20 protein-coding genes are annotated in these 20,749 nt (G+C 73.9%); 12 read left to right on the forward strand and 8 right to left on the reverse strand.

Features of this window, described 5'->3' with window-relative positions:
* Positions 1–177: 177 nt before the first annotated feature.
* Entirely contained in the window at positions 178–3,180 is a 3,003-nt protein-coding gene (uvrA, locus tag DMP15_RS18370) for an excinuclease ABC subunit UvrA (protein ID WP_179762789.1), read from the reverse strand.
* A 368-nt stretch (positions 3,181–3,548) separates the two neighbouring features.
* Between uvrA and DMP15_RS18375 the strand changes: the two genes are divergently transcribed.
* Positions 3,549–4,223 carry an MBL fold metallo-hydrolase gene (locus DMP15_RS18375; RefSeq protein ID WP_100880988.1) on the forward strand — a complete coding sequence of 225 codons (675 nt, stop codon included), beginning with the start codon at positions 3,549–3,551 and terminating at the stop codon, positions 4,221–4,223.
* A 3-nt stretch (positions 4,224–4,226) separates the two neighbouring features.
* Here DMP15_RS18375 and DMP15_RS18380 read toward each other — a convergent pair whose 3' ends face one another.
* Positions 4,227–5,069, reverse strand: coding sequence for an AraC family transcriptional regulator (locus tag DMP15_RS18380; RefSeq protein ID WP_337826216.1), 843 nt, complete (start codon positions 5,067–5,069; stop codon positions 4,227–4,229).
* 49 nt (positions 5,070–5,118) lie between these two features.
* Between DMP15_RS18380 and DMP15_RS18385 the strand changes: the two genes are divergently transcribed.
* Positions 5,119–5,562 carry a DUF2000 domain-containing protein gene (locus DMP15_RS18385; RefSeq protein WP_304580171.1) on the forward strand — a complete coding sequence of 148 codons (444 nt, stop codon included), beginning with the start codon at positions 5,119–5,121 and terminating at the stop codon, positions 5,560–5,562.
* Here DMP15_RS18385 and DMP15_RS18390 read toward each other — a convergent pair.
* Positions 5,537–6,415 carry a hypothetical protein gene (locus DMP15_RS18390; protein ID WP_337826217.1) on the reverse strand — a complete coding sequence of 293 codons (879 nt, stop codon included), beginning with the start codon at positions 6,413–6,415 and terminating at the stop codon, positions 5,537–5,539. The genes DMP15_RS18385 and DMP15_RS18390 overlap by 26 nt on opposite strands.
* Before the next feature lie 219 nt (positions 6,416–6,634).
* Between DMP15_RS18390 and DMP15_RS18395 the strand changes: the two genes are divergently transcribed.
* The 8 genes from DMP15_RS18395 to pqqE all read left to right on the forward strand — a co-directional run bounded on the left by DMP15_RS18395 (position 6,635) and on the right by pqqE (position 14,358).
* On the forward strand, positions 6,635–7,783 hold the full coding sequence (locus DMP15_RS18395; RefSeq protein ID WP_337826218.1) for a hypothetical protein: 1,149 nt from the start codon (positions 6,635–6,637) through the stop codon (positions 7,781–7,783).
* Positions 7,784–7,806: 23 nt separating this feature from the next.
* Positions 7,807–8,298 (forward strand): ribonuclease HI, encoded by a 492-nt coding sequence (gene rnhA, locus DMP15_RS18400; RefSeq protein ID WP_073576963.1) that lies wholly within the window; start codon positions 7,807–7,809, stop codon positions 8,296–8,298.
* 24 nt (positions 8,299–8,322) lie between these two features.
* The gene (locus tag DMP15_RS18405) at positions 8,323–10,452 is read left to right on the forward strand and encodes a prolyl oligopeptidase family serine peptidase (RefSeq protein ID WP_100880389.1); all 2,130 of its coding nucleotides are present in this window, start codon (positions 8,323–8,325) and stop codon (positions 10,450–10,452) included.
* Positions 10,453–11,171: 719 nt separating this feature from the next.
* Complete coding sequence (gene pqqA, locus DMP15_RS18410; protein ID WP_073577122.1) at positions 11,172–11,264, forward strand: pyrroloquinoline quinone precursor peptide PqqA; 93 nt, start codon at positions 11,172–11,174, stop codon at positions 11,262–11,264.
* Positions 11,265–11,328: 64 nt separating this feature from the next.
* Positions 11,329–12,243 carry a pyrroloquinoline quinone biosynthesis protein PqqB gene (gene pqqB / locus DMP15_RS18415; RefSeq protein WP_073576965.1) on the forward strand — a complete coding sequence of 305 codons (915 nt, stop codon included), beginning with the start codon at positions 11,329–11,331 and terminating at the stop codon, positions 12,241–12,243.
* Entirely contained in the window at positions 12,244–12,930 is a 687-nt protein-coding gene (gene pqqC, locus DMP15_RS18420; RefSeq protein WP_073576966.1) for a pyrroloquinoline-quinone synthase PqqC, read from the forward strand. It begins immediately after the preceding gene.
* Positions 12,917–13,273 (forward strand): pyrroloquinoline quinone biosynthesis peptide chaperone PqqD, encoded by a 357-nt coding sequence (gene pqqD / locus DMP15_RS18425; protein ID WP_073576967.1) that lies wholly within the window; start codon positions 12,917–12,919, stop codon positions 13,271–13,273. The genes pqqC and pqqD overlap by 14 nt, the downstream gene beginning before the upstream one ends.
* Entirely contained in the window at positions 13,270–14,358 is a 1,089-nt protein-coding gene (gene pqqE, locus DMP15_RS18430; protein ID WP_073576968.1) for a pyrroloquinoline quinone biosynthesis protein PqqE, read from the forward strand. Before pqqD ends, pqqE begins: the two co-directional genes overlap by 4 nt.
* 46 nt (positions 14,359–14,404) lie before the next feature.
* On the opposite strand, the gene DMP15_RS18435 is transcribed toward pqqE, so the two are convergent.
* A complete protein-coding gene (locus DMP15_RS18435) occupies positions 14,405–15,043 on the reverse strand; it encodes an SMI1/KNR4 family protein (protein ID WP_337826219.1) in 639 nt (212 codons plus the stop codon).
* Positions 15,044–15,228: 185 nt separating this feature from the next.
* Between DMP15_RS18435 and DMP15_RS18440 the strand changes: the two genes are divergently transcribed.
* Both DMP15_RS18440 and DMP15_RS18445 read left to right on the forward strand, forming a co-directional pair.
* Complete coding sequence (locus DMP15_RS18440; RefSeq protein WP_073577123.1) at positions 15,229–15,546, forward strand: FKBP-type peptidyl-prolyl cis-trans isomerase; 318 nt, start codon at positions 15,229–15,231, stop codon at positions 15,544–15,546.
* Complete coding sequence (locus DMP15_RS18445; RefSeq protein ID WP_337826707.1) at positions 15,543–16,046, forward strand: metallophosphoesterase family protein; 504 nt, start codon at positions 15,543–15,545, stop codon at positions 16,044–16,046. Before DMP15_RS18440 ends, DMP15_RS18445 begins: the two co-directional genes overlap by 4 nt.
* Positions 16,047–16,053: 7 nt before the next feature.
* On the opposite strand, the gene DMP15_RS18450 is transcribed toward DMP15_RS18445, so the two are convergent.
* From DMP15_RS18450 to DMP15_RS18465, 4 genes are all read right to left on the reverse strand, one after another.
* On the reverse strand, positions 16,054–16,284 hold the full coding sequence (locus DMP15_RS18450; protein ID WP_337826220.1) for a hypothetical protein: 231 nt from the start codon (positions 16,282–16,284) through the stop codon (positions 16,054–16,056).
* 19 nt (positions 16,285–16,303) lie between these two features.
* Positions 16,304–17,410 (reverse strand): sodium:calcium antiporter, encoded by a 1,107-nt coding sequence (locus tag DMP15_RS18455; protein ID WP_073576971.1) that lies wholly within the window; start codon positions 17,408–17,410, stop codon positions 16,304–16,306.
* Between the two features lie 202 nt (positions 17,411–17,612).
* Positions 17,613–18,707 (reverse strand): TerC family protein, encoded by a 1,095-nt coding sequence (locus DMP15_RS18460; protein ID WP_073576972.1) that lies wholly within the window; start codon positions 18,705–18,707, stop codon positions 17,613–17,615.
* A 260-nt stretch (positions 18,708–18,967) separates the two neighbouring features.
* Positions 18,968–20,599, reverse strand: coding sequence for a metallophosphoesterase (locus tag DMP15_RS18465; RefSeq protein ID WP_100880985.1), 1,632 nt, complete (start codon positions 20,597–20,599; stop codon positions 18,968–18,970).
* Positions 20,600–20,749 lie beyond the last annotated feature (150 nt).

Raw genomic sequence — 20,749 nt, forward strand, 5'->3', positions numbered from 1 at the left:
TGGACCCGGACACCGTTACGATCACGGCGCGGGTGGGAGCGGGGCTCCACTTGACGCCCGGAACACACGTGTCAACGCGATCCCGGGTGGTCGCATTCCCGAGGGTAACAGGCCGCCGGTGCGCCGGGAACGCGGGGGCCGGGCCGGGACCTGCACGGACCCGGACCGGGGCCGGGCTCAGCCCGCGCTGGCGGCCTTGGCCCGGCTGCGCCGTGCGGTCGTCGGCCGCCCCGCGCCCGCGGTGCCGTTGCCGTTCGACGACGAGCTCCGCCGCCGGACCGGCGTGACCGGGGTGTCGTCCGGGGTGACCAGGTCGCGCAGGAACCGGCCGGTGTGGCTGTCGGGGTGTGCCGCGATCTGCTCCGGGGTCCCCTGGGCCACCACGGTCCCGCCGCCCGAGCCGCCCTCCGGGCCCATGTCGATGACCCAGTCCGAGGTCTTGATGACGTCGAGGTTGTGCTCGATCACGATCACGGTGTTGCCCTTGTCCGCCAGCCCCTGGATGACGGCGAGGAGCTTGCGGATGTCCTCGAAGTGCAGACCGGTGGTCGGCTCGTCGAGGATGTAGACGGTGCGGCCGTTGCTGCGCTTCTGCAGCTCACTGGCGAGCTTGACGCGCTGGGCCTCACCGCCGGACAGCGTCGGCGCGGGCTGCCCGAGCCGGACGTAGCCGAGGCCGACGTCGACCAGCGTCCGCAGGTAGCGGGCGATCGAGGTGATCGGCTCGAAGAACTCGGCAGCCTCCTCGATCGGCATGTCGAGGACGTCGGCGACGGTCTTGCCCTTGTAGTGGACCTCGAGGGTCTCCCGGTTGTAGCGGGCTCCCTTGCAGACCTCGCACGGCACGTAGACGTCCGGCAGGAAGTTCATCTCGATCTTGATCGTGCCGTCGCCGGTGCACGCCTCGCAGCGGCCGCCCTTGACGTTGAAGGAGAAGCGGCCCTCGGCGTAGCCGCGGACCTTCGCCTCGGTGGTCGCGGCGAACAGCTTGCGGACCTTGTCCCACACGCCGGTGTAGGTCGCCGGGTTGGACCGCGGGGTCCGCCCGATCGGCGACTGGTCGACCCGGACGAGCTTGTCGAGTTCGTCGATGCCGTTGATCCGGGTGTGCCGGCCGGGCACCTGGCGGGCGCCGTTGAGCCGGTTCGCCAGCACCGTGGCGAGGATGTCGTTGATCAGCGTCGACTTGCCGGACCCGGACACCCCGGTGATCGACACCAGGCCGCCGAGCGGCACGTCGACGTCGATGCCGCGCAGGTTGTGCTCGCGGGCGCCGACGATGGTCAGCCTGCGGTCGTGGTCGAGCGCGCGGCGCTCGGGCAGCGGGATCGACTTGCGCCCGGACAGGTAGGCACCGGTCAGCGAGGTGTCGTGCGACTCCAGGTCGGCGATGGTGCCGGAGTGCACGACGCGGCCGCCGTGCTCACCGGCGCCGGGGCCGATGTCCACCGCCCAGTCCGAGGCGCGGATGGTGTCCTCGTCGTGCTCGACGACGATCAGGGTGTTGCCCAGCTCCTTGAGCCGGGTCAGCGTGTCGATCAGGCGCCGGTTGTCGCGCTGGTGCAGGCCGATCGACGGCTCGTCGAGCACGTAGAGGACCCCGACCAGGCCGGAGCCGATCTGGGTGGCCAGCCGGATGCGCTGCGCCTCGCCGCCGGACAGCGTGCCCGCGGCGCGGTCCAGCGACAGGTAGTCCAGCCCGACGTCGAGCAGGAAGCCCAGCCGGGCCTGCACCTCCTTGAGCACCGCGCCGGCGATCATGGCCTGCCGGTCGTCGAGGACCATGCCGTTCAGGAACTGCGAGCACTCGGCGACCGACATGTTCGACACCTGCGCGATCGACCGCTCCCCCAGGTCGCGGTGCGGCAGGGTCACCGACAGCACCTCCGGGCGCAGCCGGGCGCCGTTGCAGGCGGGGCAGGGGATGTCGCGCATGTAGCCCTCGTAGCGCTCCCGCTGCGACTCGGACTCGGTCTGCTCCAGGCGGCGCTCGAGGAACGGCATGACGCCCTCGAAGTTCGCGTAGTACGAGCGCTCGCGGCCGTAGCGGTTGCGGTAGCGCACGTGGACCTGGTCGTCGCTGCCGTGCAGCACCGCCTTCCGGGCGGCGGCGGGCAGCGTGCGCCAGGGGGTGTCCATCCGGAACCCGACCGCGGCGGCCAGACCGGACAGCAGCCGGCCGAAGTACTCCGCGTTGTGCCCGGACGACCAGGGCGCGATCGCGCCGTCGCCGAGGGACAGGTCCGGGTCGGGGACGACCAGCTCGGGGTCGACCTCCTTCTTGATGCCGATGCCGGAGCAGGCCGGGCAGGCGCCGTAGGGCGAGTTGAAGGAGAACGTGCGGGGCTCGAGGTCGTCGACGGCGAGGGTGTGCCCGTTCGGGCAGGCCATCTTCTCGGAGAAGCGGCGCTCGCGCTGCGGGTCGTCGTCGGGCAGGTCCACGAAGTCCAGCACGACCAGGCCGTCGGCCAGCCGCAGCGCGGTCTCCACCGAGTCGGTGAGGCGCTGCTTGGCGGTCGCCTTCACCGAGAGCCGGTCGACCACGACGGAGATGTCGTGCTTCTCCTGCTTCTTCAGCTTCGGGGGGTCCGAGAGCGGGTGGACCGTGCCGTCGACGAGGACGCGGGAGTAGCCCTGGGCCTGCAGGTTCCCGAACAGGTCGACGAACTCGCCCTTGCGGGTGCGCACGACCGGCGCGAGCACCTGGAAGCGGCTGCCCTGCTCCATCTCCAGGACCTGGTCGACGATCTGCTGCGGGGTCTGCTTCTCGATCCGCTCGCCGCAGGTCGGGCAGTGCGGGATGCCGGCACGGGCGTAGAGCAGCCGCAGGTAGTCGTGGATCTCGGTGATCGTGCCGACCGTCGACCGCGGGTTGCGGTTGGTCGACTTCTGGTCGATCGAGACCGCCGGGGACAGTCCCTCGATGAAGTCGACGTCGGGCTTGTCCATCTGCCCGAGGAACTGGCGCGCGTACGCCGAGAGGGACTCGACGTAGCGCCGCTGGCCCTCGGCGAAGATCGTGTCGAACGCGAGGCTGGACTTGCCGGACCCGGACAGCCCGGTGAAGACGATCATGCTGTCGCGGGGCAGGTCGATGTCGATGCCCTGCAGGTTGTGTTCGCGCGCGCCACGCACGACCAGCTTCGGCCCGTCCGGGACCGGCGACGCGCCCGGGGACAGGGCGGTGCCGGCGTCGCGGCGGTCGGTGCTGTGGTCGCTCACGTTTCGCGCCTCCTGGGGTGGCGGTGCCGTCCGGGTGATACCCGGTCGTAGCGCCCGCAGGGCTGGGGACATTCCGCGACCGGGCACCTGTGGCCGGTGAGGTTCGTCCCCACGTCCGCCGCCGATGCTAGGTCGACCCACCGACAGCGAGCCCGTCGAGCCGGCCTCGCAGGCGGTCCGGCGCGGTGGATGCACACCGGGACGCGCCGGTCGGTCCGCAGTGCACGGTACTCGCACGTCCGTTCGATCCGTCAGCGGCCCCGTGGGTGCGACCGGCGGGTTCTCCCCACCGCGGGATGTCGGTGCGGGCCGCTACCCTCCCGCTCGTGGACGTCCTGGAGAACTACACCGGTCACACCGACCCCGGCGGCGCGGCCATCCGCCGCGACCTGGAGCGGTTGAGCATCAGCAAGGTCTCGGTCGGCGAGATGGACAACAACGCCTACCTGCTCGTCTGCAAGCGGAGCAACGAGGCGCTGCTGATCGACGCGGCGGCCGAGCCGACCCGCATCGCCGACCTCATCGGCGCCGCCGACGAGCGTCCGGACCTGCGCCACCTGGTCACCACCCACCGCCACGCCGACCACTGGCAGGCACTCGGCGCGATCGCGGGCATGTTCGAGCCGCGGCTGATCGCCCACCCGCAGGACGCCCCGGAGCTGCCGGCCCCGATGGACGAGTTCGTCGAGCACGGCGACACGATCACCTTCGGCGAGATCGAGCTGGAGGTCATCCACCTGCGCGGGCACACGCCGGGCTCGCTGGCGCTGCTCTACCGCGGGGAGGACCGGCCGCACTTGTTCACCGGGGACAGCCTGTTCCCGGGCGGGCCGGGGAAGACCTGGTCGGCGGAGGACAACGCGCAGCTCATCGGCGACCTCGAGGAGCGGGTGTTCGACCGGCTCGACGACGACACCTGGTTCTACCCGGGTCACGGGGACGACTCGACGCTCGGAGCCGAGCGGCCGAGCATCCCGGAGTGGCGCTCGCGGGGCTGGTGACCCTCAGCGCACCGCCGGGCCGCTGCGGGCGTAGCGGCCCGGCGTGACCCCGACCAGCCGGACGAACCGGCGGTGCAGGTGTGCCTGGTCGTGGAACCCCACCGCCGCGGCCGTCGCCGCCGGCGGGGTCCCCTCCAGCAGCAGCGACCGCGCCCGTTCGACGCGGCGGGCGTCGAGGTAGCGGTGCGGCGGCAGCCCGAAGCGCCGCGAGAAGGTGCGGACCAGGTGGCCGGGGTGGGCGTGCAGCAACCGCCCGGCCTCGGCGAGGGTCACTCCGTCGACCAGCCGGGTGTCGAGCAGGTCCCGCAGCCGGCCGGCCAGGTCGTCCGCCGGTGCCCGGCCGGGTCCGGCGGCCGTGTCCAGGTGCCGGGCGAGACGTTCGGCGACGAGCGCGAGCCTGCTCTCGGCGTGCAGCTCCTCCCCCGGCACGAGCAGCGCGCGGTGCAGCTCGTCGAGCCTGCGGCGCAGGACCGGGTCGGCCACGCCCGGCCGGTCGACCGCGGGGCCGACCAGCCCGCCCGTCCCGGCCGCCCCGGGGTCGAGCGCGGCGGGGTCGAGGTAGAGGACCCGCTTACGGAAGCCGGAGCCGCCCGCCGCGCGTCCGTCGTGCGCGACCCCGGGCGGCAGCAGCGTCACCGGGGCCTCCTCGGTCCCGTGCGGGCGCCGGTCCAGGTCGTAGCGGACGGCGCCGTCGTCGACGATCAGGACGGTCCACGTGGAGTGCGCGTGCAGCGGGTACCGGTGCCGGACGAAGCGGGCGTGCAGCACCTCGGCGATGCCCGGCACGCGCTGCGGCCGCCAGGCGGTGACGGCCTCGCCCGGCGCCCACGGCCCGGCACCGTTCATGTGAGGAACGTACAAGAGTGCGGGCGCCCGCCCGTCGAGGATCGACGACGTGACCCTCTCCGCCCTGCTCCCCTCCTCCCCCGCACGCCCCGCCACCAAGATCGCCGTCGTGCTGCGTGACGACCTGCTCGGCTGGCAGGTCGCGAACGTGACCGCGTTCCTCGCCGCCGGGGTCGCGGCCGGCGTCCCCGAGCTGATCGGCGAGCCCTACGCCGACGCCGACGGCACCGCCTACCTGCCGACGCTCGGCCTGCCGGTACTCGTCCGCGCCGGGGACGCGACGACGCTCGCGGCCTGCCGGGCCCGGGCGGTCGGCCGCGGGCTGCCGGTGGCGGTGTTCACCGCGGCGATGTTCTCCACCGGCAACGACCACGACAACCGTGCGGTGGTCGCCGCGGCCCGGGCCGAGGAGCTCGATCTGGTCGGGGTGGCGCTGCACGGGCCGCGCAACGCCGTCGACAAGGTCCTCAGGGGGACGACGACCCATCCGTGACGGCCGGCGGGGCCAGCCCGGCGTCGCCGAACAGCTCCCGCCAGCGCGCCGCCGGGAGCCGGTCCAGCGGCCGGTCGGCGGACGCCCACGCCTCGGCGACGGCGCCGGGCAGCAGGTCCGCCCCGACCAGCCCGGCGTCGGTGAGCTCGGCGAGCAGCTGCGGCACGCGGTGCCCGCCGACCCGGGCGACGGCGGCGTCCCAGTCGGGCCGGGTGATCGGGCGGTCGCGGTCGAGCAGCGCGTTGACGGTGATCTCGTAGAGGGCCTGGCTCACGCGGTCAGGATGCCCCCTCGACCCGGCTCCTCCAGCGCGAGTCCGGTGGAGCGCGGGCCGAGCAGGCCGACATCGAGGCACAGCGGCACGATGAGTTCCGCTGCGCCGCCGAACACCGCGACCGGCTCGGCCGTGGCCGGCCGCGAACACGATGCCGAGCACGCCGATCGCCAGCGCCGTGCCGATGATCAGCCACTTCCGCTCGAACCGATCGACCAGCGGGTCCGACGCGAGCGAGCCGAGCGGGTACCCCGCGAAGCTGAGCGCGGCGTAGCCGAGCGACTCGCTGATGTCGAAGCCGTGGCCACCAGGACCAGCAGCGCGGGCGTGCCGAAACCGTGGTAGGTGACGGTGTACGCCCGGGCCCGACGACACCACCGCCGCCTTGCCGACCGGGCCGAGCGCCCACTCGCGGGCCAGGAGCGGGGCGAGCACGCCGCCGAGGAACACCTCGTACAGGTCGGAGAACGACCCGATCCCCACCAGGACGACGAGTCGCCGGTGCCACCCCGACAGCGGCAGCGACTCCAGCACCGCCGCCGGTCCGCTCGTGGCTGTCGTGGGCCGTGCCTCGGTCATCGCCGCCCCGGCCGTCGTTGGCATTACTCATGATTCCACACCGCAACGATGGCGTGCGGTGACCGGTACGAGACGGGCGGCGTCCGGCAGGACCGCCGGGAGGGGCGCGACGGACGGTCGTCGTGCACGGACGGTCACCGTGACGAGGCGACCGGCCGCCGTTACTGCTCCGAACGGCCGCTGTTCGGGGGCGGTCGACCCACTTAGCGTCCCGGACCGATGAGCGCTCCCCACGCCGACGACCGCACCCCCGCGCGCCCGGAGGGCCGCCGCAACGGGCATCCGACGACGCTGCTGACCGGCGCCGCCCCCACCGACGGCGACCCGGCCCCCGGCACCGCCGCACCTGCGCCCGGCCCGGTCCCCGCCCCGCGCGTCGGGGACGGGCCCGCCGACCCCGCCGGGACGCCGCCGGAGCCCGCACCGGAGCCCACCGAGCTGACCGGACCGGTGGACGTACGGAACCGGCCGGGCCCGCGGACCCCGCCGATGCCCTGGCCCGCCGTGCCCGCCGAGGAGCGGTCGGTGGGCGGGGTCCCCGCACAGCGGACCGGCCCCGGCGGGGCAGGGAGCGACCGGACCCGCGGAGCCGCACCGTCCCCGGCCCGTTCGGCTGCCGGTCCGCACGCGCCGTGGACCGCGGTGCCGGCGCCCGGACGCGCCCCCTTCCCCACCGCGCCCTGGGCGGCACCGGTCCAGGGTGGTGGGCGCGCCGCCGCGCCCGTGCCGGTCGTCTACCCGCCCGGGCACGCCGCGTCCGGGACCCCCGCCGGCCGCTGGGACGCCCTGCGCGACCGGCTGTCCGCGGCCCGGCTCCCCGACGGCGGGCTACGCGGCGCCGTCCCGCACCGGGCCGCGGCGATCGCCGTGGCCGCGACGCTCGCGCTGGCCGCGGCGGTGGTCGTCGCCGCCTACGTGGGATCCGAGCGCACCGGTGACCCCGGTGCGCCGCAGGGGTCCGGCACCGGTACCGCACCGGTCGCGGCGCCGGCGGACCTGGTCGCGGGCACCACCGCGGCCGACCCGGCCGCGTTCGGGTCGCCCGCGTCGTTCACCTCCCCGACCGGCAACATCTCCTGCCGGATCACCGGCGGCGCCGGGGACGGCGCCGTCCGCTGCGACGTCACCGCCCGCACCTGGTCGGCGGGTGACTGCCCGGACGCGGCGCTGGTCACCGGCGGACCGACGGGTGCTCGCACCGAGTGCGGCGGCGCGCCCGTCGGCTCCGGTGCGGCGGTGCTCGACTACGGCACCCACCTCACCGAGGGCGACGTCACCTGCGTGAGCTCCCGGACCGGCGTCGAGTGCCGCGACGCCCGCACCGGCGCCGGATTCACCGCGGCCCGGGCGGCGTACCGGCTCTACTGAGCCGACCGCTAGCGTCACCGGCCGTGAGCACCGCCGACCCGTCCGTTGTCGTCGAGATCTTCACCGACGGTGCCTGTGTCCCGAACCCGGGACCGGGCGGGTGGGGCGCGGTGCTGCGGTACGGCAGCCACGAGCGCGAGCTGCACGGCGGCGAGCCGGAGCGCACGACGAACAACCGGATGGAGCTGACCGCCCCGATCCGCGCGCTGGACGCACTGACCCGGCGCAGCGTCGTCCACCTGCACACCGACAGCACCTACGTGCGCAACGGCATCACCCAGTGGCTGCCGCGCTGGCAGGCCCGCGGCTGGCGGACCGCCGCCGGGGAGCCGGTCAAGAACGACGACCTGTGGCGCGAGCTCGACGCCGCCGTCCGCCGCCACGACGTCACCTGGTTCTGGGTGAAGGGGCACGCCGGGCACCCGGAGAACGAACGCGCCGACCGGCTCGCGGCCCGCGGCTGCGAGGAGGCGGGCGGACGCGCGTCCGGCACCCGGTCCACACGCGTCCGGTGACGCCGCCGGGATAACGTCGGCCGCGTGGCCGACTCGTTCCCCCGCCTGCACGCGCGCACCCGTCGCTTCACCCTCGGGGTCCCCCGTGGGTTCACCGTCGCCCCGGACGGGTCCCGGGCGGTGTTCCTGCGCAGCCGGTCCGGCACCGACCCGGTCACCTGCCTGTGGTCGATCGACGCGGTGACCGGCGCCGAACGGCTGCTCGTGGACCCGGCGTCGGTGCCCGGGCTGCCGGGCGAGGAGGACCTGCCGGCCGCGGAGCGGGCCCGGCGCGAGCGGGTCCGGGAGCAGGCGGGCGGCGTCGTCGGCTACACCACCGACGCCGCGGTCACCCGAGCCGTGTTCGCACTGTCCGGGCGGCCGTTCACCGTCGCGCTGACCGGGGAGCCGGACGTGCGGCCGCTCGACGTCGGCGACATCGAGGCCGTGGTGGACCCGCGGATCGACCCGAACGGCGCCCGGGTGGCCTTCGTCGCCGAGGGCGCGCTGCACCTGCACGACCTCACGACCGGCACGACGACGGCCGTGCTCACCCCCGACGGCGACGACGTCTCCTGGGGCCTGCCCGACTTCGCCGCGGCCGAGGAGATGGACCGCCACCGCGGGTTCTGGTGGTCCCCCGACGGCGGCGCGCTGCTCGTCGCCCGGGTCGACGAGTCGCCGGTCGCGCGCTGGCACATCGCCGACCCCGCGCACCCCGACCGCGTCCCGACCACGGTCCGCTACCCCGCCGCCGGCACCCCGAACGCCCGGGTGGGGCTGGTCCTCGTCGCGCTCGACGGCAGCCGCACCCCCGTGACCTGGGACGACGAGACCTACGAGTACCTCGCCACCGCGGGCTGGGACGCACACGGCCCGCTGCTGTCGGTCCAGCCGCGCGACCAGCGCGAGGTCCGCACCCTGGCCGTCGACCCCGCGACCGGGCGGACCACCACGCTGCACTCCCAGACCGACCCGGTCTGGGTGGAGAACGTGCCCGGCGTCCCGGCGCGCACCGCGTCCGGGGCGCTGGTGCGGGCCGAGGACTCCGGCGGGGCGCGCCGGCTCGTCGTCGGCGACGCCTACCTGACCGGCCCGGAGCTGCAGGTGCGCGGGGTCGTCGGCATCGACGGCGAGACCGTCCTGTTCCGCGCCTCGACGGAGCCGACCTCGGTGGCCGTCTGGTCGGTGACCCCGGGGTCCGAGCCGGTCGCGGTGACGCCGACGACCGGGGTGCACGCCGTCGCCGCGGCGGGGGGCACCACCGTGCGCGTGTCCCAGGACCTCGCGACGGCGCCGCACGCCGTGCTCGCCACCGCCGCCGGGGCCGAGCACCCGGTCGCCGGGCACGCCGTCGACCCCGGGTTCGACCCGGCCCCGGTGCTGCACTCCCTCGGTGAGCGGGAGCTGCGCACCGCGGTGTTCCTGCCGTCCGGCCACGTGCCCGGCACCCGGCTGCCGGTGCTGCTCGACCCCTACGGCGGCCCGCACTCCCAGCGGGTGCTGCAGGCCCGCAACGCGCACCTGACCAGCCGCTGGTTCGCCGAGCAGGGTTTCGCCGTGCTGGTCACCGACGGACGTGGCTCCCCCGGCCGCGGCCCGGAGTTCGACCGCGCGATCCACGGCGACCTGGCGGGACCGGTGCTGGAGGACCAGATCGCGGCCCTGCACGCGGCCGCGGAGGCCTACCCCGACCTGGACCTGGGGCGGGTCGGGATCCGCGGCTGGTCGTTCGGCGGGTACCTGTCCGCGCTGGCGGTGCTGCGCCGGCCCGACGTCTTCCACGCGGGCATCGCCGGCGCGCCGGTCACCGACTGGACGCTCTACGACACCCACTACACCGAGCGCTACCTCGGGGCGCCGGGCGGCGAGCCGTACCGCCGCTCGTCGATCATCGACGACGCCGCGACCCCGCCGACCGCGGACCGGCCGCACCGCCCGCTGATGGTCGTGCACGGTCTCGCCGACGACAACGTCGTCGCCGCGCACACCCTGCGGCTGTCCTCGGCGCTGCTCGCGGCGGGCCGGGCGCACCAGGTGCTGCCACTGTCCGGTGTCACCCACATGACGCCGCAGGAGGTCGTCGCCGAGAACCTGCTGCTCCTGCAGGTCGGGTTCCTCCGCGACGCCCTCGTCGCGCGGACCCGGAGCGCGGACCACTCCGATCCGGTGTGACTCCGGCCACATGAGGCCGCCGCGGCGACCCGGTGCACGGCGCCCGGTCCGGGCACGGTCGAACGGGCGCCGCGCGGCGGGATCCGTCGTACGACACGCTGACGGCACCGGAACGAACGGTACGACGTGCGCCACCGGCGGCGTGACCGACGGACGGACGGGCGGACGGGGCGCCGGCACGCCGCGGGCGGGGCCCGCGCACCATCCCGCCGCCGGGCGCACATCATTGGGTGAAACACCTGTTTCGGCGACGGGCGACCACAGCACGCACCGGGGAATTCACCGGCCGGTCGTCGGACTGCGCCCCGCTCCGACATCGTCCGGCCGGCGTCGGGGATCGGCGCACCGCACGTCAGAGGCTCCGCCGGGGTCCGGAGCCGGATCGCCGTCACCCCTCCGTTCCGTGGGGGAAATGCGTCGGCACTGCCGAGCAAGATTCATTTCGCTGCCATTCCGGCCCGGCCCGACGACATTCTTTCATTGATCATCCGTCGTATGGTGAACGCCGTTTGCGGGTACCTCTGAGCTGCTGGATGTCCCTCTCGCCGCTATCATTGCGATCGGTTCGCAGCGAGCGGAATGCCGGGGTTGACACTCCTCCCCGGTCGGTGTGAAAGTGATCACCCAGCGGCCCGGGGAAATGAGATCCCGGGGGTGGGGTCACCTGCCCTCCCGAACCGGAACCGCACCCCACGATGACGTGAAGGGAGGTGATCGCCATGGAGCCGACCACCGACTGGGAGGCGCCGGAGTTCGAGGAGATCGGCTGCGCGCCCGAGGTGACGATGTACATCGCCCGTACCGAGGCGTGAGGCGACCCGACGGCCGGGGGCGCGCGAACCGCGGGCCCCCGGCCGTCGACACGGGAGGGGTGCGATGAGGATCCGGGTGCTGGGCGCCGCCGCGGGTGGCGGGTTCCCGCAGTGGAACTGCGGTTGTCCGGGCTGCCGCGCGGTCCGCGACGGCACACGGCCGACGGCCCCGCGCACCCAGTCCTCGATCGCCGTCAGCCCCGACGGGGAGCGCTGGTGGCTGGTCAACGCCTCCCCCGACGTCCGCACCCAGCTCGCCGACTCCCCCGCCCTGCACCCGACCGGCGACCGGACCACGCCGCTGCACGGTGTCCTGCTGACCGACGCCGAGATCGACCACACCCTCGGCCTGGTCCTGCTGCGCGAGGGCCGCGGTGTGCACGTGCACGCCACCGCCGCGACGGAGCGGACCCTGCGCACCGGGACGGGCCTGCTCACCACCCTGGAGCGTTTCTGCCCGGTGACCTGGACCGAGGTGGTCCCGGGAGCGGAGCACGACCTCGGCGGGCTCGTCTACCGGGCGTTCGACGCCCCCACCGCCAAGCACGACCGGTTCGCGCCACCGCCGGCCGGATCGGGCACCGGCACCGACGGCACCGGTCGCGTCGTGGGGTACCGGTTCACCGACCCCGCGACCGGGCGGTTCGCCGTCCATCTTCCGGGCGTGCAGGAGCTGACCCCCGCGGTGCTCGCCGAGATCGACGGGGCCGACCTGCTGCTCGTCGACGGCACCACGTGGTTCGACGACGAGATGGTCCGGCTCGGGCTGGCCGCGAAGACCGCGCACGACATGGGGCACCTGCACGTCGGCGGTCCCGGTGGGAGCCTGGAACGGCTCGGCGGGCTGCGCGTGGGCCGCACGGTGTACGTGCACATCAACAACACCAACCCGATGCTGCTGGACGACTCCGACGAACGCGCCGAGGTGGAGAAGGCCGGCGCGCTCGTGGGGTACGACGGTCTGGAACTGGAGGTCTGAGTGACCGCATCCGACGCACTCGTCGAGCGGCTGCGGGCGCACGCCGCGAGCTATCACAGCGCCCACCCGTTCCATGTCCGCATGAACGACGGGACCCTGACCCCCGACCAGATCCGCGGTTGGGTGGCGAACCGGTTCGCCTACCAGGAGGCGATCCCGGTCAAGGACGCCGCGATCCTGTCGAACTGCCCGGACGTCGCGGTCCGGCGGCGCTGGATCAGGCGGATCACCGACCACGACGGGACGGCCGAGGACGGGCCCGAGAGCGGCGGCATCGAGGCCTGGCTGCAGCTGGGTGAGGCCTGCGGGCTGACCCGGTCGGAGATCACCGACCACCGCCACGTGCAGCCCGGCGTGCGCTTCGCCGTCGACGCCTACATCACCTTCGCCCGGACGAAGCCGTGGGTCGAGGCGGTCGCCTCGTCGCTGACCGAGCTGTTCGCGCCCGACCTGATGGCCGAGCGGCTGGCCGCGTTCGAGAAGTACTACACCTGGATCGACCCGGCCGGGCTGCAGTACTTCCGCGACCGGCTGTTCCAGGCGCCCCGCGACTCCGAGCACGCGCTCGAGGTCGTGCTGGCGCACTGCCACACCCCGCAGGAGCAGGACGCCGCGGAGGCCGCCCTGTCGTTCAAGTGCGACGTCCTGTGGGCGGTCATGGATGCGATCGATCATGCCTACGCGTGACAGCGCGACCGGCGCCGCGAAGGTCCCCCCGCAGCGGCGCGGCGACGGCACGGGCCGGCTGCCCGTGGTCACCGGGGAGTCCCGGCCCCGGCTGGGCCGGCACGTGCGGATGCGGCCGGACCGCCCGACCGGCGGCTGGGTGCTGCTCGGGCCGGAGACCGTCGTCGTGCTGAACCGGACGGGGCACGCCGTGCTGCGGCTGTGCGACGGGCAGCGCACCGTCGACGACCTCGTCGCCGCGCTGGTCGAGGACTTCGACGAGACCGACGCGCTGACCGTGGGCGATCAGGTCCGCGATTACCTCGGCCGGCTCGCGGCGCGCAACCTGGTGGCCCTCGGATGACCGCCGCCGCCCCCCGCCCGTTCGGGCTGCTCGCCGAGCTGACCTACCGCTGCCCGCTGGCGTGCGCGTACTGCTCGAACCCCATCGAGCTCGCCCGCTACGACGACGAGATGACGACCACCGAGTGGCAGCGCGTCTTCACCGAGGCCGCCGCGATGGGTGTGCTGCAGTGCCATCTGTCCGGCGGCGAGCCGCTGCTGCGACGTGACCTGCCCGAGCTGGTCCGCACCGCGTCCGAGCTGGGCATGTACACGAACCTGGTCACCAGCGCCATGGGTCTGTCCCGGCCGCGCGCGATCGAGCTGCGCGAGGCGGGCCTGGACCACGTGCAGGTCAGCGTGCAGGCCGACGAGCCCGCCACCTCCGACCGCATCGCCGGGATCCGCTCCTTCGACCGGAAGCTCGAGGCCTGCCGGCTGGTGCGCGAGCTGGGCTGGCCGCTGACCGTGAACGTCGTGCTGCACCGGCAGAACATCGACCGGATCGCCGAGATCGTCGACCTGGTCGAGCGGCTCGGCGCGGACCGGGTGGAGCTGGCCAACACCCAGTACTACGGCTGGGCGTGGCGCAACCGTTCGGCGCTGCTGCCGACGCGCGACCAGCTCGACCGGGCCGAGGAGGTCGTCACCGCGGCCCGCGCCCGGCTCGCGGGCCGGATGGAGGTCGTGCACGTCCTGCCCGACTACTACTCGGCGTACCCCAAGCCGTGCATGGGCGGATGGGCGCAGCGGCAGCTGACCGTCGCCCCGGACGGCGACGCGCTGCCCTGTCCGGCCGCGCAGACCCTGCCCCTGCCGCGGGCCTCGGTGCGCGATGCCGGCCTGGCCGAGATCTGGTCGTCCGCACCGCTGTTCACCGCCTACCGCGGCGAGGACTGGATGCAGGATCCGTGCCGCACCTGCGACCGGCGGGAGGTGGACCTCGGCGGCTGCCGCTGCCAGGCGTTCCAGCTCACCGGCGACGCCGCGGCCACCGACCCGGTCTGCCACCTGTCACCGCAGCACGACCTCGTGACCGACGCGGTCGCCCGGGCGAACGGACCGGAACCGGTGGACGTCGAGCTCGTCCCCCGGCCCCACCGCTGACCACGGAGCGTCCACCACCGTGGACGGCCGATCCGGACCGGCCGCGTCAGCGCAGGTGCCGGACGTCCCAGAACCGGTGGTCCGGGGCGTCGTCGCCGGTGTCCTCGCAGACGGGTGCCGGCTCCGCGAGCAACCGGTGCAGGTAGTCGGCCACCCCCGTCGCGACACGGCGGCGCTCGTCCTCGTCCGGCCCGGCGACGACGACCTGCCCGCGCACGCCGCCCGGCTCCGGCACCGTGTCGACGACCAGGGCGTTGCCGCCGCCGTCGACCGCCAGCGGCCACCAGCCCGGATCCCAGTAGCGGGCCCGCACCGGGTCACCCTCCCGCACCGTGATGTGGTCGTCGTCCCCCTCCTCGATGACGTCGAGCCACCCGCGGTACTGCACGACGGCCTCGTCGAGCGGGACGAAGCGGTAGGTCGCGGGGAAGATGCTCGTCGCTACCTCGGGCCGGGGTCCGGGGGCCCGTGGGTGGTCGTTCAGCTGACCGTCGGCGAGCAGGTAGAGCGCGGCCAGGTCGGCGGGGAACGGCGCTCCGAACACGGCCTCCGCGGCCCGGACCTCCTCCGCCGAGGCCGGCGGGCGGACGTTGGCGGTGGCCGGGAACCCGGCCTCGTCGAGCGCGCGCAGCCAGGCGGTCCACACCTCGGCGAGCCCGGCGGACGACGGGGAGGAGTCGCTCATGGGGGCAGCCTCGCACGGCGGGGCGGGCCCCGGGCGCGGACGGTGGAACCCTCTGGCAAGGTCGTGGCGCACCACAGCCTCCTCCCCGTCCGGCCGGAGGAGCACGTCTCCCAGGAGGGTCTCCCGTGACCGCACCGCAGAAGCCCGCTGTCGAGATCGTCGACGGCCCGCTGCCCACCGAGCTCATGACCCAGGACCTGGCCGTCGGCGACGGCCCCGAGGCCAAGCCCGGGGACACCGTCGCCGTGCACTACGTCGGCGTCTCGCAGTCCACCGGCCGCGAGTTCGACAACTCCTACGACCGCGGCCAGCCGCTGCAGTTCGGCCTCGGCGCCGGCCAGGTCATCTCCGGCTGGGACAACGGCGTCGCCGGGATGAAGGTCGGCGGCCGCCGCCGGCTCGTGATCCCGCCGCACCTGGGCTACGGGGCCCAGGGTGCGGGCGGCGTCATCGCCCCGAACGAGACCCTGATCTTCGTCTGCGACCTGGTGGGCGTGCGCTGACCGCGCTCCTGCTGATCTCCGACACCCACCACCCGAGCCGCGGGGCGGCCCACGCAGGTGGGCTCCCCGGGCCGGTGTGGGAGGCCGTCGACGCCGCCGACGTCGTCGTGCACGCCGGTGACTGGTGCTCGGTGGAGCTGCTCGACCGGGTCGAGGGCCGCGCGGCCCGGCTGCTCGCCTGCTGGGGCAACAACGACGGCGACGCGCTGCGCGCCCGGCTGCCCGAGACGGCGCGGGCGACCCTCGACGGGGTCCGGGTCGCCGTCACCCACGAGACGGGCCCGAAGCAGGGCCGCGAACGCCGGGCGCTCGCCGGGCACCCCGAGACCGACCTGCTGGTGTTCGGGCACTCCCACATCCCGTGGGACTCCACGGCCGACGGGTTGCGCCTGCTCAACCCCGGGTCACCGACCGACCGGCGCCGGATGCCGACCCACACCTGGATGACGCTGACCCTGCACGACGGCCGCATCGACGACGTCGTGCTGCACCACCTGTAGCGCCTCCTCAGTCGTCGTCATCGTCGTCGGGCTGCTGCTGCCCCGGCGCCGGGTCCTGCTGCGCCGGGACGGCCGGGGGCTGCCGGTCGTCGTCGTCCGTCCGCGTGACCGCCGGCGGGCCGCCCGCGTCGTCGTCATCGTCGTCGCGGGCGCCCTCGCCCGTGCCGAACACGAGGACCAGGCCGATCACGGCGGCCACGACCACGAGCGCCGCGGACATCCGGTTCTTGGTGAGCATCGTCCCTCCCTACGGGTGCTCAGTCGTCGACGGGGACGCCGCCGAAGACGGTGAGGCTGATGACGAAGTAGGCGATGTAGAGCGCGAGCAGCACCACGCCGTGCCAGCGGCGGATCCGCCCGGTTCCGAGGAACACCGCGGAGAGCACGGTGAGCGCGAGCAGCACGGGCAGGTGCCAGACCAGGGCCGTCGGGTCGACCACGATCGCCCCGCCGACCAGCAGGATCACCCCGAGCTTGCCGGTCACCGAGAACACGACGCTGCCCAGGACGTTGGCGACGGCGATCTCCGGCGCGCCGCGGCGGGCGGGCTCGACGGTGATCAGGAGGTCCTCCAGCGACAGGGCCAGGGTCGCGATCGTGACCCCGAAGACCGTGCCGCTGATCGCCCAGGTCTCGAGGATGCCCTCGGTGCCCTGCCCGGCGATCAGCGCGCCGACGACGAGCCCGATCAGCGCGATCACGGCGAACAGGATCGTCCGGCCGGGCGGCTGTGCGCGCGCGGCGAGGAAGCCGTCGTCGACGCGCAGGTCCTCGGGCAGCCGGAAGCCGGGCGGTCCGGTGGCCGCGTCGGCCCGGGGCGGACCACCAGGCCCACCCGACCCGGCCGACGCCGTCGCGGTCCCGCCCGCGCCGACACCGGCCTTCTCCAGCTGCTCGTAGACCTCAGCGTTGCGCCAGACGGGCCGCCGGGCCGAGTACTCGCGGTAGGCGATCCAGCCGACGAAGGCGACGAACAACAGGATCAGCACGACGCCGGTGCCGGCGGTGAGCAGCCCGCCGAGCGCGAGCAGGAACATCACCACCGGAGCGGCGACGTAGAGCGCGAGGTAGTCGCGCGGGACCTCGACGCGGGTCGGCGCGATGATCGCGGCGAGCGCCAGCACGACGCCGGTCAGCGCGATCGTGGTGCCGATGACGGCGCCGAGCGCGACGTCGCTGAGGTCCTCCATGTTGAGCACGACGCCGAACGCGAGATCGTCGAACTCGATCCCGGTGAAGACGACGGCGATCAGGAACAGCGAGATCGCCCACCGGCTCGCCACCCCGACCAGATAGCCGATGAGCTTCTCCGCGCTGTAGACCAGCACGGCGACACCCAGAACGAATTCGATCACCGGGATCATGCATCAGCCCCTCGCTACGATGCCAGGATCAACTGATCGTGAACGGGATCACCTGCCGATGCAACACTTGACACGGCAGACGCCATCGTCTCCGCAGGTCACAGGCACGGCGCGCCGAGCAGCGCCGGACACGGGTCCGCCCCGGTGTCCGATGGGGAACCGGACGCCGGGGCGGAGGACTGCCCGCCGGGGAGCGTGGGTCTCAGTCGCGCGGGGGCGCGCTCACCCGGTGGTCGGCCTGCTCGTCCTGGGCCTCGATCCGCGCGGCCTCCTCCTTGGTGCGGGCCAGCGGCGGCGCGGTGATCCCGCTGCCCTGCTCGGCCAGCTCGGGCTTCATCCGGACCGCGACGAGGCTGGCGACCGTGGTGACCGCGAGGACGCCGACGATGACGCCGAGCGAGAGTCCGATCCCGACCTCGGGGACAGGCACCGGCTGCCCGCCGTTGATGAAGGGCAGCTCGTTCTCGTGCAGGGCGTGCAGGGCGAGCTTGACGCCGATGAAGGCGAGCAGCACCGCGAGGCCGTAGGACAGGAAGACGAGCTTGTTGAGCAGCCCGCCGAGCAGGAAGTAGAGCTGGCGCAGCCCCATCAGCGCGAACGCGTTCGCGGTGAAGACGAGGTAGGGCTCCTGGGTGAGGCCGAAGATCGCCGGGATCGAGTCCAGGGCGAACATGATGTCGGTGACGCCGATGGCGATCATCACGATCAGCATCGGGGTCAGCCAGCGCTTGCCGTCGATCTTCACGGTGGTCTTGGCGCCGTGGTAGTCGTCGGTGACCGGGAAGGCCTTGCGGACCCACTGCAGGACCCGGCCCTCCTTCCACTCCTCGTCGTCGCCGCCGGCAGCCTGCTTGACCAGCGAGACGGCGGTGTAGACGAGGAACGCGGCGAAGAGGAAGAACACCCAGCTGAAGCGGTCGATGACCGCCGCGCCCGCGGCGATGAAGATGCTCCGCATGATCAGCGCGATCACGATGCCGACCAGCAGCACCCGGTGCTGGTGGAGGACCGGCACCTTGAACGCGGACATGATGATGAGGAAGACGAACAGGTTGTCGACCGACAACGAGTACTCGGTCAGGTAGCCGGCGAAGAACTCGCCGGCGTAGGTGCCGCCGGAGAAGAACCAGACCCCGCAGCCGAACGCGACGGCCAGCACCACGTAGAAGACGACCCAGCGGGTGACCTCACCCAGGGTCACGGCGTGCGGCTTGTGGTCGTTGAGCCACAGGTCCGCGCCGATCACCAGCACGAATCCGATGATGGTGACCAGCCAGACCCACAGGGGCACGTTCACGAAGTTCCTCCAGACCAGGGCAGCATCAGACAGCCCGAGGTCTCTCCCGCCACGGCAGCCCGTTCCTGCGGCTGCCGGGTGTGGCCGGTGGTGCCGGGTCCGCTCGCGAACCACGCTCGCGACGACACCGTGCTGACGACACCACCGCGGTAGGGATACTCCCCTGCGGTAGGTGAAGTGTCCTCCCTGGTCCGTTGCATGGCGAGTCGGGGTGACCCAGGGCACCCGGTCGGGGCCGGAAGTCGTCCTGTGTGTCCGGTTCAGCGGCGCGCGCGACGGCTGAGCCGGACCATGTCGATCTCCTCGCCGAGGTCGGTGATCGCGTGCACGACGAGACGGGAGTCGGTGCCGCCGGAACCGGGGGCCACCGCGCAGCGCAGGTAGGCGTAGCCGAGGTAGCGGGTCCGCGACCAGGTGACGGTCTCGGCCTGCTTCTGGTCGTCGGGGCCGGCCAGGAAGCTCGTGACCGGCGCCTGCTCGGTCTCGTGGCCGCGGACGCTGTCGGTCTCGCCGGGCTGCCAGCGGTAGCGGGGCCGTCCGCCGGAGCCGACGCAGACATAGGTGGTGCCGTCGGTCTCCGGGTGGACGGTGGAGCGGTCCGGGGCCGGGCGGGTGGGGCGGCCGTCGCGGATGGGGTCGGTGCGCTCGTACTGGTGGTTGTGGCCCTGCACGCACAGGTCGACCCGGTAGCGGTCGCACAGCGGCGCCAGCGCCCGTCGCACCCCGGCGTCGGAGGCGTGCGAGCCCGAGGTGGCGAACGCGCAGTGGTGGAAGAACAGCACGATCCACTCGATGTCCGGGTCGGCGCGCCAGCCGGCCAGGGTCCGCTCCAGCCAGGTCAGCTGGGTCCCGCCGGAGTAGCCGGCGTTGGTCGGGATCTCGGTGGAGAGGTCGTTGGCGTCCACGCTGACGACCCCGACGGTGCCGTGGGTGAACGCGTACACCGAGGGGCAGCCGCGGGGGCCGGTCCCGGGCAGCGCGAGCCGGGCGGCGTGACCGGCGTAGCCGTGCGCGGGGCCGTCGGCCCGGTTCAGGTCGTAGAGCGCCTCCATGTCGTGGTTGCCGGTGGCGAACATCCACGGGGTCGACGCGGCCGAGCGTTCGATCGCGGCGAAGTAGGTGCTCCAGACGGTGGGGTCGAAGCTGTCGTGGGCCTCGTCGTCCTGCGGGGCGCCGTTGCGGACGGGCCTGCCGGCGCCGGAGGGGTCGGCGTAGCAGATGTCGCCGGCGAGCAGGTGGAACGCGGGTGCCTCCGCGGCGACGAGCGCGGTCAGCGCCTCCGCGGGCGCCGGGCTGCGGTGGGTGTCGTCGGGCTTGTAGTGGTTCGGCTCCCCACCGGTGCTCACGCCCTGGTCGGCGAAGGCGGTGAAGGTGAACCGGTGCCGGGTGCCGCGGGGTGCGGCCGTCCGGAACGTGCTGGTGGCGGTGGTCGTCGTCGTTCCGCCGGGACCCTCGATGCGGAACCGGTAGACGTAGCAGCTGCCGGGGGCGAGGCCGTCGGCGCGGGCGTGGGCGAACCACTGGCGGGTGCCGCGGATGCTGCCGTCGACCTGCGGGACGAGGCTCTCCAGGGGGCGGACCTGCACCGGGAGGGTGAGCCCGAACCCGGAGTCGGTGCCGACGTCGACGACCATCCGGCCGGGCGGCGGGGCCGCGGTCAGCTCCCCGGAGAACGACATCGAGCGGGCCGGGTCGGGCCCGTAGGCCAGGTGCCGTCCGACGACGGTGACCGGCGCGGGTGCGGCGGCCGCGGCCACCCCGCGCGCCCAGGACGACCCGGACGCCGCGAGCGTCGCCAGGACTCCGGCGCCGCCGCGCAGCGCGGTGCGCCGGCTGACGGGGTGGCGTCGCAGGAAGGCGGCGAGCCAGTCCTGCTGGTCGGCGATCGTCATGTCGACGGCGAGTGCCCGCGGGACACCGACGCCGGGGGGTCTCTCCGGTGGGGTTGACGCTCACACCCGGTGACGGTGCCGGGCCACGGCTTCCGGTCGGCGTTGCACGGCGGAACGTCGGGTGAACGCCCGGCGACACCCGGGGGTCAC

The sequence above is a fragment of the Pseudonocardia sp. UM4_GMWB1 genome (assembly GCF_017312155.1).
Taxonomy (GTDB): Bacteria; Actinomycetota; Actinomycetes; order Mycobacteriales; family Pseudonocardiaceae; genus Pseudonocardia; species Pseudonocardia alni.

Coding starts and splice junctions, on each gene's coding strand:
- DMP15_RS18380 (WP_337826216.1), bottom strand. CDS start 5,069: ATGAACGGTGCCGGGCCGTGGGCGCCGGGCGAGGCCGTCACCGCCTGG.
- pqqA (WP_073577122.1), top strand. CDS start 11,172: ATGGAGCCGACCACCGACTGGGAGGCGCCGGAGTTCGAGGAGATCGGC.
- DMP15_RS18435 (WP_337826219.1), bottom strand. CDS start 15,043: ATGAGCGACTCCTCCCCGTCGTCCGCCGGGCTCGCCGAGGTGTGGACC.
- pqqB (WP_073576965.1), top strand. CDS start 11,329: ATGAGGATCCGGGTGCTGGGCGCCGCCGCGGGTGGCGGGTTCCCGCAG.
- DMP15_RS18455 (WP_073576971.1), bottom strand. CDS start 17,410: ATGATCCCGGTGATCGAATTCGTTCTGGGTGTCGCCGTGCTGGTCTAC.
- DMP15_RS18440 (WP_073577123.1), top strand. CDS start 15,229: ATGACCCAGGACCTGGCCGTCGGCGACGGCCCCGAGGCCAAGCCCGGG.
- DMP15_RS18450 (WP_337826220.1), bottom strand. CDS start 16,284: ATGCTCACCAAGAACCGGATGTCCGCGGCGCTCGTGGTCGTGGCCGCC.
- pqqD (WP_073576967.1), top strand. CDS start 12,917: ATGCCTACGCGTGACAGCGCGACCGGCGCCGCGAAGGTCCCCCCGCAG.
- pqqE (WP_073576968.1), top strand. CDS start 13,270: ATGACCGCCGCCGCCCCCCGCCCGTTCGGGCTGCTCGCCGAGCTGACC.
- DMP15_RS18395 (WP_337826218.1), top strand. CDS start 6,635: ATGAGCGCTCCCCACGCCGACGACCGCACCCCCGCGCGCCCGGAGGGC.
- DMP15_RS18465 (WP_100880985.1), bottom strand. CDS start 20,599: ATGACGATCGCCGACCAGCAGGACTGGCTCGCCGCCTTCCTGCGACGC.
- DMP15_RS18390 (WP_337826217.1), bottom strand. CDS start 6,415: ATGACCGAGGCACGGCCCACGACAGCCACGAGCGGACCGGCGGCGGTG.